The organism is Patulibacter sp., from assembly GCF_030655195.1.
In the GTDB taxonomy this organism is placed as follows: Bacteria; Actinomycetota; Thermoleophilia; order Solirubrobacterales; family Solirubrobacteraceae; genus Patulibacter.
Genome location: NZ_JAURWA010000151.1, coordinates 46,326 through 55,803, shown reverse-complemented (window position 1 = coordinate 55,803; position 9,478 = coordinate 46,326). Strand labels below are relative to the sequence as shown.

Sequence of the window (9,478 nt, the reverse complement as noted above, 5' to 3'; positions counted from 1 at the left end):
GCCGCGCCGGCCGGCGCGGCCCCGTGCCCGTCGGCCGCCCGCGCCACGCGACGCGAGCCGCCGTGGTCGCCTGTCAGCATGGGCCGATGCGCACCGCGGCCCTCCGCCCGCTCCTCGTCGTCGCCCTGACCGGGATCGCCGCGCTCGGCGCCGCGTCCCCGGCCGGCGCGCACGGCGGCACGACGATCGCCGAGGGCGGCGGCGATGGCGTGAAGATCCTCGTCAACGCCGCCGAGACGCAGACCCCGGCCGGCCGCGAGGCCATCGACGTCTCGACCACGATCGAGGGCCGCGGCACCGGCGAGGGCGCGACCGTCACCTACTGGATCCGCCCCGCCGGCGGCGAGACCTTCCGGGCGACGACGACCCGCGACGCGGCGGGCATCGCCCACACCGACGTCCCGACCGCCGACCGCGGCGACTGGCGCTCGTGGGACGTCTCCGCCGTCGTCCGCCTGAGCACGGGCGAGCGCCTGCGGGTCAGCAACGCCGAGGCCAACCCGCCCGGCCCGGACCCCGCGGCGACCGCGGGCGGCGGCGCGACGGGGGCAGACGGTGACGAGCAGGCCGCGTCGGGCGACGACGCACCGGCCTCCGGCGGCACCTCCCCCGGCACCGCGACGGACACGACCACCGGCGAGGCGCCGGCCACCACGACGGACGACACCGCGGCGGCCGGTCCCGAGGCCGGCGAGGGCCGGATCGTCGACGTCTCCGGCGAGGAGGACGGTGCGCCGTGGTGGGCGATCGCCAGCGTCCCGCTCATCCTGATCGCGGCGATCGGGCTGATCGTGCTGGGCCGCCGCCGCGCGGCCGCCGAGGCCGCACGGGGCAATGACTACCCGCCCGGTGACTGAGGCGGACGCGCCCGGACCGGACCTCAGGGCCGCAGCACCGCGGTGCGCGGAGGCGTGACCTGGAGCGACCGCAGGAGCTCGGGCGAGATCCGGGTTGGCCTCGGCGCCGTCCAGACGAAGACGTGCCATTGATCCCGCTGCTCCACCCGCGAGAGCACGAAGCCCGGCGGGGGCTGCGGCACGGGGGCGTCCTTCAGGGCCTTCCCGTCCACGAGCCGGTCGACGACCGCCAGCGAGCGCAGCGCGACCGGCCGACGGGGGTCGGCCCTCCGGAGGGTCGGCGAGTAGTAGGTCGCGGCCGGGCCCTGGTAGGCCGTGATGAAGAGGAGCTCCGGGGCCGGCTGACCGTCCTGCGCCGCGGCCATGATCCCGCGCCAGTCTTCCCGCTGGTAGACCGGGGTGAGCGCGACGAGGACGATGACGGCGACCTGCGCGACCGTGACGGCACCCAGCGCGACCAAGCCGCCGCGCCCCAGCCGGCCCGCGCCGAGCGCGGCGAGGACAAAGAGCGGCGGGAGAAGCAGCACGAAGTTGCGGGTGAGGACGACGTCGAACCCGCCGGCGAGTGCCACCAGCGGCAGGAGCCACACCGTCGCGACGAGCCCGAGCAGGACGGTGCCCCGGGTGGCGCGGCCCCCCCGCGGCCAGGCGCCCGCGGCGACGAGCACCGTCAGGACGAGGACGACGACGGCCCCCGTCACCGCCTCGGCCGGCGCGCTGTACCCGACGGCGAACTGCTTCGGCGTCTCGACGATCCGGTCCGGCAGGCCTTTGACCTTCGAGATCGCCTCGTACATGCCTGTCGACTGCTGGTTCAGCGCGATCGGCAAGAGCGCGAGCACCCCGACGGCCGAGAGGCCCGCGGGCAGAAGCACCGGTCGCAGCGCAGCACGGCGTCGGTCGCCGGCGGCGGCGACCAGCACCACGACAATCGCGGACCAGCCCACGAGGAACAGCAGCCCGCCGAAGTAGTGGGTCCACGTCGCCGCAGCCGCCGCGACGGCCCAGAGCCCGAGCGCCCGCGGCGTCGGCTCCCGGAGCGCGCGGACCAGCGCGAGCCACGCGAGGCCGGAGAGCAGGACGAACAGCGCGTAGCTGCGGGCCTCCTGGGAGAACCAGTGGGCCAGCGGGCTGACGACGACGAGGAGCCCCCCTGCCAGGACGACGGACAGCGGCAAGCCGCGACCCTCGCCGGAGACCGGACGCCGCATCGCCTCGACCAGCCCTGCTGCCAGGCGCTCGGCGTGGCCCGGGGACGCGGCCAGCGGCGTCGCCGCCGCGGTGCCGGCCGACACCGGGACTCCGGGGGCGGACGCAGGACCCGCGGGCTCCGGACCGACGGGCGGCACGGCGCGCCCCCGCCCGGTGTCCGTCGCCTCGCCGATCGAGCGCACGAGGCGCGCCACGGGCAGCACGGCGAGCGCCCCGGCGAGCGCCGAGAGCGATCGCAGCGCGAACTCGCTCGTGCCGAACAGCCTGCCCCAGCCCCAGTCGAGGAGGTAGAAGAGCGGGGGCGTGTTCTCGGTGCGCTGGACCGTCGACCAGGCGTGGCCGAGCGAGCCGTCGACGATCCGGCCGGTGTAGACCTCGTCGAGCCAGAAGCTCTGCAGGCCGGCCGTCGGCAGGCGCAGGACGAGCGCGAGCAGGACGAGCCCCGCGACGAGGGCCGCCTCGCGGGAGCGCCACGACGCCGGCCGGTCCGGACGGGCCGTCGGCGACGTCGGCGCGTCGCCGGGCCGGGGACCGGACGGCGCGGAGGAGCCCTGCGGACGGGCGGGCGGAGAACCCAAGGCGGAAGGGGTCGGCGGCGGGGTCGCCGGCCTACAGGTCGCCGCCGGCGGTGGGCGGCGCGCCCGCGTCGCCCTCGTCGCCGCCGCCGAAGGACTCGCGGGCCAGGAACTCCTCGACCCACAGCGGGTTGGCGGCCGAGCGCTTGACGGTGGTCAGGAGGTCACCCATCGTCGAGACCTCCTCGACCTGCTCCTTCAGGAACCACTGGATGAACTGCTCGGACTGGTAGTCGCCGGTCTCGCGGGCGATCTTCGCCAGGCGCGAGATCTGCTCCGTGACCTGCTTCTCCTGGTCCAGCGCGATCTGGATCGGCTCGACGATGTCCGCGAAGCCGTTGCGCGGGCCGCGCACCGGCGGCACCACGACGTCCGCGTCGACGTCCATCAGGTACTGGATCATCTTCATCGCGTGGCCGCGCTCCTCGACGGCCTGGGCGTAGAAGAAGCCGGCCAGGCGCGGCAGCGTCTCGCGGTCGTAGTGCACCGCGACGGCGACGTACTGCTGACTGGCGGCGAACTCGTGCGCGATCTGCTCGTTGAGGGCGTCGACGAACTCGGGGGCGGGCATGCGCGCAACTGTACCCCGGCTCCGTGGCGCGGCGTGCGTCCCGGCGCGCCCCGAGGGGTACCGTGGGCCGTGGAATGCCCGACGTCGTCACCGTGAAGAAGAAGTGCTGCAAGAGCGGCCCGCGGTGCAAGAAGTGCCCCGTCGTGTGGAAGCGCCTGGAGACCGCCGGCCTCGCCGAGCGGCTGGACAAGCGCCACTACGAGCCGGCGACGAAGGTCCCGGGCAAGGCCTTCAAGGCCGCCCGCAAGTAGCCGCCGGCCGGGCCGACGGGACGCGTCCGACCTCCGGCGGCGGCCGCCGCGCCCCGCGCGGCACTAGGCTCTCCGACCATGACCACCTGTCTCGTCACCGGCGGTGCCGGGTTCCTGGGATCGCACCTCTGCGACGAGCTGCTCTCCCGCGGCCACCGCGTGATCTGCGTCGACAACCTCGAGACCGGCTCGCTCAACAACATCGAGCACATCCGCGGACCCGAGTTCGAGTTCCGCCAGGTCGACATCGTCTCCCCCTTCCACGTCGACGAGCCCGTCGACTTCGTGTACCACGCCGCCTCCCCCGCGTCGCCGATCGACTACCTCCGGCTGCCGCTGCACACCCTCAAGGTCGGCTCCCACGGCACCCACCACGCACTCGGACTCGCCAAGCGCCACCGCGCCCGCTTCCTGCTCTTCTCCACCAGCGAGGTCTACGGCGACCCGCAGGTCCACCCGCAGGAGGAGTCCTACTGGGGCCACGTCAACCCGATCGGCCCCCGCGGCGTCTACGACGAGGCCAAGCGCTACGCCGAGGCGCTGACGATGGCCTACCACCGCCAGCAGGGCGTCGACACCGCCATCGTCCGCATCTTCAACACCTACGGCGCCCGCATGCGCCCCAACGACGGCCGCGCCATCCCGACCTTCTTCCGTCAGGCCCTCGGCGACGAGCCGATCACGATGTTCGGCGACGGATCCCAGACCCGGTCCTTCTGCTACTCCGACGACCTCATCCGCGGCATCATCGCCCTGGCGGAATCCGGCGAGCACCAGCCCGTCAACATCGGCAACCCCGGCGAGTTCACCCTCGTGGAGCTCGCCAAGGCCGTCATCGACGTCACCGGCTCCAAGAGCGAGATCGTCCACCAGCCGCTGCCCAAGGACGACCCCAAGCAGCGCCGCCCCGACATCACCCGCGCCAAGGACATCCTCGGCTGGGAGCCCACCGTCGACCTCACCGACGGCCTCCGCAAGACCATCGAGCTCGCCGGCCGCGACGCACTCCGCGGCACGCTGAATTGACCCCGTACGCAGGGCTGCACGCCCTGCTGCGACGGACTTCCCAGACCTGTGAGAGGCTTCACGGTTGGTGCATCAGGCGAGGCACAGCTCCGACCGGGGCCCTGAACCGACCGTGAGGCGCGAGCTCCACCAGCCCGCGTCGGTCACCCCGTTGCGGCCAGCCGTCGACATCCGGGCCAAGCGCCCGGCGGTCGTGCAGTCCGTGCTCAGCCGCGACACGCTGCGCAAGGCGATGCGGCTGATCGCCCTCCTGGCCATCGACGCGGCCAGCGTCTACGCCGCGATCTTCACCGCTCTGGCGCTCAAGGCCGCGTGGCTCGGGACGTTCACCCCGGGCTGGCACGCGCATCAGGCGCGTGAGATCGCGCCGTTCACGATCCTCGTCGTCCTCCTGAACTTCGGGCGGATGGGCCTCTACGGTCGCCGGACCGAGCGGCCGGGCCTGGGCAAGATCGTCACCGGCCTGTTCCAGGTGATGGTCTTCGCGATGGTCTTCGTGCTGATCAACGGCCAGCGCGAGCAGTTCTCGAGCTACTACATCTTCTACGGCTCGGTGATCGTCGGAGTCGTCTACATCGGGCTCCTCCGTCTGGCGTACGAGACCTCGAGCGCCCGGCTCCTGAAGTCCTCCGGGCAGCAGCGCCGGGCGATCCTCGTCGGCACGAGCCAGCACTCCGACGCCGTCGCGGCGGCGCTGTCCGAGGACGTCGACTCGGCCATCCAGGTCACCGGCATCCTCACCACGGACGTCGGCGACGTGCGGCCCCAGCGCGCCCGGTCGCTCGGCGTCGCGGCCGACCTGCCGGCCCTGCTGAGCGCCGGGAACATCGACGAGGTGATCATCACCGACCCGGCGTTCCCCGAGGAGCAGGCGCTCGAGATCGTCGACCAGGCCCACCGGCTCGGGATCGCCGTGCGGGTCGCGCCGTCGACGATGGAGATCCTCGTCCACCGCGCCGAGTTCCTGCCGGGCCAGACCGTCCCGCTGTTCGAGCTCAAGCCCCCGGTCTCCGAGGGCCTCGACTTCGCGATCAAGCGCACGTTCGACCTGCTCGTGTCGAGCGCGATCCTCGTCGTCCTCAGCCCGCTGCTGCTGATGATCGCCGCCGCCGTGCGGTTCACCAGCTCGGGCCCGGTCGTCTACCGCTCGCGGCGACCCGGGGTCGGCGGCGTGCCGTTCGACTGCCTGAAGTTCCGCACGATGTACGAGGACGCCGACGTCCGTCAGCACGAGCTGGAGGAGCTCAACGAGGCCGGCGGCGCGATCTTCAAGATGCGCAACGACCCCCGGGTCACGCCGATCGGGCGGATGCTGCGCCGGCTGTCCCTCGACGAGCTCCTCCAGCTCATCAACGTGCTCCGCGGCGAGATGTCGCTCGTCGGTCCGCGTCCGCTGCCCCAGCGCGACTACGACCGGCTCGAGGAGTGGCACAAGAAGCGCTACCTCGTGCTGCCCGGCGTCACCGGCCTGTGGCAGGTCTCGGGCCGCTCGGACCTCGACTTCGACGACATGGTCCGCCTGGACTTCCTCTACCTCGAGCGCTGGTCCGTCTCGCTCGACATGTCGATCCTCGTGAAGACCATCCCCGCCGTCTTCGGGCGACGCGGCGCGTTTTGAGTTCGACCTCCGCGTCCCGCCCGTCGGACCTCAAGGGCCACGGCTTCCTCTTCCAGCAGCTCGTCCAGCGCGAGCTGCGGCAGAAGTACCAGGGCTCCGTCCTGGGCCTGCTCTGGTACCTGGTCAACCCGCTGCTGCTGCTCGGGGCCTACTACCTGATGTTCGGCGTGGTGCTGAAGCCCGGCTTCAGCCACCCCGCCTACCCGCTGTTCATCATGACCGCCATGGTCGTCTGGCTGTTCGTGCAGCAGACGCTGCCGGCGGCCGGCGACAGCCTGCTGGCCCAGGCCGCGCTGCTGCGCAAGGCCCGGTTCCCGCGCGAGATCATCCCGACCGCCGTCGTCACCGTGCAGGCGCTGACGTTCGCCGCCCTGCTGGCGATCGTCGCCGTGCTGACGGTCGCCTTCCGCGGCACCCTCGGGTTCCAGCTGCTGCTGCTGCCGGTCGTCGTCCTGCTGCTCGTGCTCTTCGTGCAGGGCCTCGCGCTGGCGATCTCGGGGCTGCACGCCCACTTCCGCGACGTGCAGCCGATCGTCGGGGCGATCCTCGTCCCGTGGTTCTTCGTGACGCCGATCTTCTACCGGCCGACCGACATCACGGACCAGTCGCTCGCCCGCTTCGCGCTGGAGTGGCTGAACCCGGTCGCCCCGTTCGCCGAGGCCGTGCGCACGATCCTCTACGACGGTGCCGTGCCGTCGGCCCAGACGCTCGTCTACCTCGTCGTGGTCGCCGTCGTCGCGCTGGTCGTCGGTGCGGCGCTGTTCCGCCGGCTGCAGCGCGACCTCGCGGTGATGCTGTGAGCGGCGGCTACGAGCAGGACCGCGTCCCCGCCGGGACGATCGAGCTCGAGGCCGCCACGCGCTCGTTCCGCGTCCAGGCCGACGCCGGACGGACGCTGAAGGAGCTCGTCCTGCGGTCCGGCGCGCGGCGCAAGGGCGTCCGCGGTCCGGAGGAGGTCTGGGCGCTGCGCGGCGTCGACCTGCGGATCGAGCCGGGCGAGACCGTCGCCATCGTCGGGCGCAACGGTGCCGGCAAGAGCTCGACCCTGCGGGTCCTCGCAGGCATCGTCCCGCTCGACGGCGGCACCGTCCGGATCGGCGGCCACGTCGCCGCGCTGCTCGACCTCGCCGCGGGCTTCAGCCGGGACTTCTCGGGCCGCGAGAACATCATGATGGGCGGCGCCCTCTACGGCCTGACGCGCCGCCAGGTCGAGGAGCGGCTCGACGAGATGGTCGCCTTCTCCGAGCTCGGCGAGTTCGTCGACCTGCCGCTGAAGGCCTACTCCAGCGGCATGCTCGTGCGGCTGGCGTTCGCGATCGTGGCGTTCCTCGACGCCGACGTGCTGCTGATCGACGAGGTCCTCGCGGTCGGCGACGGCGCGTTCCAGCGCAAGTGCGAGGAGCGGATCGCCGCCCAGGTCGCCGGCGGCTCGACGCTCGTCCTCGTCTCGCACGACCTGTCGCTGATCGAGCGCACCTGTCGCCGGACCGTGCTGCTCGAGGGCGGCCGGGTCGCCGCCGACGGTCCCACCGAGGTCGTCCTGCAGCAGTACGTCCGCCTCCTGGAGGGCGAGGCCGCCCCGGTCCGCGGCACGGACCACCTGGCCGAGGTCGCCGCCGGCACGACCGGACCCGTCACCGGGGACCGCTCCGAGGAGGACGACGCATGAGGCCCGAGGACGCCCTCGCCCACGCCCGGCGGCTCGCCGGCGAGCACGCCGGGACGACGATCCCGGCCGGCGGCCTCGAGGTCGAGCGCTCCGACCAGCCCAGCGACGACCAGCTCGTCCAGTGGGCCGTCATCGAGCCCGACCTGCGCGAGGTCCGCTCGACGCGCGCGGGCCCCGTCGGCAAGGCCGTCACCGCCGTGAAGCAGGGCCAGCTGCGGCTGCTGGGCCAGTACCACGCCCAGGTCCAGTCGGTCCAGAACCGGCTGAACGTGCACCTGTCCCTGCGCTCGACGCTGATGCGCGAGGAGATCCAGGCGATGAAGGCCGAGATCCGCGGCCTGCACGCCCGGGTCGAGGAGCTCGAGGCCCGCGCCGGGGTGCAGCCGCCCGCCGACCCCGTCGGGCCCCCGCAGACGTTCGGCGACCCGCTCCCGGAGGCCCCGTCCCCCGTGAACCCCGATCCGGGTGCCCCGTCCGACCCGTTCGCCGTCGCGACGGATCTCGCGCAGGGCGGGCGCCCGGCCCACGGGGACCACGCGACCGCAGGATCCGCCGGCGCCACCACCGCGGGGACCGCCGCCGGCTCCGGACCGGAGGACGGCGCCCGATGAGCGTCGTCGTCCACCAGGTCATCGGCGGCGCCGGGCCCTACGACGCGATCACGAACCAGGCGCTGCGGTTCCGGCGGCTCTTCGACCGCTGGGGCTGGGGCGGGACGGACGCCGCGGTGCACATCGACCCGCGGATGACGTCGAAGTTCGTCCCGATGCGGTCCCTCGTGCCGCACCCCGACGAGGTGATCTTCACCCAGTACTCGGCCTACACGCCGGGACTGCGCGACCTGCTCGAAGGCCACGGACGATCGCTCGTGCTGTGCCAGAACATCACCCCGCCGGAGTGGTTCTGGCAGTACGACCCGCTGACCGCCCTGCAGTGCTACCTCGGCCGGCGCGACGCCGAGCGCGTGATGGCCGCCGCCACGGTCCCCGCCGGTGCGTCGCGGTACACCGCGGAGGAGTTCGGGGCCGACACCGTCATCCCGATCCTCTTCGAGGCCGAGCGCTACGGGCGGCGGGGCGGTCTGCGCGATCCGGCGCCCGGCGGCGGCGAGATCCTCTTCGTCGGACGGCTCTGCCCCCACAAGCGCCACGACTCGCTGATCCGCGCCGTCGCTCTCCTGCGCGCCCGACACCGCCCGGACGCGACGCTCCGCATCATCGGCGAGCCGGTCAACGACCACTACGGGGCCATGGTCCAGGAGCTCGGCGACCGCCTGCTCGGGCCCGGGGCGTTCACCTGGGAGCGCGGCCTGACCCAGGACGAGCTCGCCGACCGCTACCGCGGCGCCGACGCCCTCTGCTGCATGTCGGAGCACGAGGGCTTCTGCGTGCCGATCCTCGAGGCCTTCCACTACGGCCTGCCGGTCGTCGGCCGGCCGTCCGGCGGCGTGGCCGAGGTCGCCGGCGACGCGGCCCTCCTCACCGCCGACGAGGACCTCGGCGTCGTCGCGGGCCTGCTCGACGCCGTCCTCGGCGACCGCGAGCTGCGCGCGGAGCTGCTCGAGCGCGGTCACCGTCGCCTCGTCGCCTACGACGAGACGACGACCGCCCAGGCCCTGCGCACCGCCATCGAGCGGGTCGTCGCGGTGGCCGCGATCCGCTGAGGGGCACGACCGGTCGCCCGCGGGCGGGTTCCCCGG

10 protein-coding genes are annotated in these 9,478 nt (G+C 73.4%); 8 read left to right on the top strand and 2 right to left on the bottom strand.

From position 1 onward, the window contains the following. The first annotated feature begins 86 nt into the window (after nucleotides 1-86). The gene (locus tag Q7T67_RS17285) at nucleotides 87-857 is read left to right on the top strand and encodes a hypothetical protein (protein ID WP_304792566.1); all 771 of its coding nucleotides are present in this window, start codon (nucleotides 87-89) and stop codon (nucleotides 855-857) included. A 23-nt stretch (nucleotides 858-880) separates the two neighbouring features. On the opposite strand, the gene Q7T67_RS17280 is transcribed toward Q7T67_RS17285, so the two are convergent. Then, nucleotides 881-2,647, bottom strand: a complete 1,767-nt coding sequence (locus Q7T67_RS17280) for a hypothetical protein (RefSeq protein WP_304792563.1) — start codon at nucleotides 2,645-2,647, stop codon at nucleotides 881-883. Nucleotides 2,648-2,678: 31 nt separating this feature from the next. Next, nucleotides 2,679-3,215, bottom strand: a complete 537-nt coding sequence (locus Q7T67_RS17275; RefSeq protein ID WP_304792560.1) for a ferritin — start codon at nucleotides 3,213-3,215, stop codon at nucleotides 2,679-2,681. Nucleotides 3,216-3,289: 74 nt separating this feature from the next. Here Q7T67_RS17275 and Q7T67_RS17270 point away from each other — a divergent pair, with 74 nt between their 5' ends. The 7 genes from Q7T67_RS17270 to Q7T67_RS17240 all read left to right on the top strand — a co-directional run bounded on the left by Q7T67_RS17270 (nucleotide 3,290) and on the right by Q7T67_RS17240 (nucleotide 9,442). Next, nucleotides 3,290-3,466, top strand: coding sequence for a hypothetical protein (locus Q7T67_RS17270; protein ID WP_304792557.1), 177 nt, complete (start codon nucleotides 3,290-3,292; stop codon nucleotides 3,464-3,466). Between the two features lie 78 nt (nucleotides 3,467-3,544). Further along, a complete protein-coding gene (locus Q7T67_RS17265) occupies nucleotides 3,545-4,492 on the top strand; it encodes a UDP-glucuronic acid decarboxylase family protein (RefSeq protein WP_304792554.1) in 948 nt (315 codons plus the stop codon). Between the two features lie 112 nt (nucleotides 4,493-4,604). Continuing rightward, nucleotides 4,605-6,110 carry a sugar transferase gene (locus tag Q7T67_RS17260; protein WP_304792551.1) on the top strand — a complete coding sequence of 502 codons (1,506 nt, stop codon included), beginning with the start codon at nucleotides 4,605-4,607 and terminating at the stop codon, nucleotides 6,108-6,110. Further along, the gene (locus tag Q7T67_RS17255; protein WP_304792548.1) at nucleotides 6,107-6,910 is read left to right on the top strand and encodes an ABC transporter permease; all 804 of its coding nucleotides are present in this window, start codon (nucleotides 6,107-6,109) and stop codon (nucleotides 6,908-6,910) included. The genes Q7T67_RS17260 and Q7T67_RS17255 overlap by 4 nt, the downstream gene beginning before the upstream one ends. Further along, complete coding sequence (locus Q7T67_RS17250; RefSeq protein WP_304792546.1) at nucleotides 6,907-7,779, top strand: ABC transporter ATP-binding protein; 873 nt, start codon at nucleotides 6,907-6,909, stop codon at nucleotides 7,777-7,779. Before Q7T67_RS17255 ends, Q7T67_RS17250 begins: the two co-directional genes overlap by 4 nt. Continuing rightward, on the top strand, nucleotides 7,776-8,390 hold the full coding sequence (locus tag Q7T67_RS17245) for a hypothetical protein (RefSeq protein ID WP_304792544.1): 615 nt from the start codon (nucleotides 7,776-7,778) through the stop codon (nucleotides 8,388-8,390). Before Q7T67_RS17250 ends, Q7T67_RS17245 begins: the two co-directional genes overlap by 4 nt. Further along, a complete protein-coding gene (locus tag Q7T67_RS17240) occupies nucleotides 8,387-9,442 on the top strand; it encodes a glycosyltransferase (protein WP_304792541.1) in 1,056 nt (351 codons plus the stop codon). Before Q7T67_RS17245 ends, Q7T67_RS17240 begins: the two co-directional genes overlap by 4 nt. Nucleotides 9,443-9,478 lie beyond the last annotated feature (36 nt).

Coding starts and splice junctions, on each gene's coding strand:
- Q7T67_RS17240 (WP_304792541.1), top strand. CDS start 8,387: ATGAGCGTCGTCGTCCACCAGGTCATCGGCGGCGCCGGGCCCTACGAC.
- Q7T67_RS17270 (WP_304792557.1), top strand. CDS start 3,290: ATGCCCGACGTCGTCACCGTGAAGAAGAAGTGCTGCAAGAGCGGCCCG.
- Q7T67_RS17245 (WP_304792544.1), top strand. CDS start 7,776: ATGAGGCCCGAGGACGCCCTCGCCCACGCCCGGCGGCTCGCCGGCGAG.
- Q7T67_RS17275 (WP_304792560.1), bottom strand. CDS start 3,215: ATGCCCGCCCCCGAGTTCGTCGACGCCCTCAACGAGCAGATCGCGCAC.
- Q7T67_RS17265 (WP_304792554.1), top strand. CDS start 3,545: ATGACCACCTGTCTCGTCACCGGCGGTGCCGGGTTCCTGGGATCGCAC.
- Q7T67_RS17285 (WP_304792566.1), top strand. CDS start 87: ATGCGCACCGCGGCCCTCCGCCCGCTCCTCGTCGTCGCCCTGACCGGG.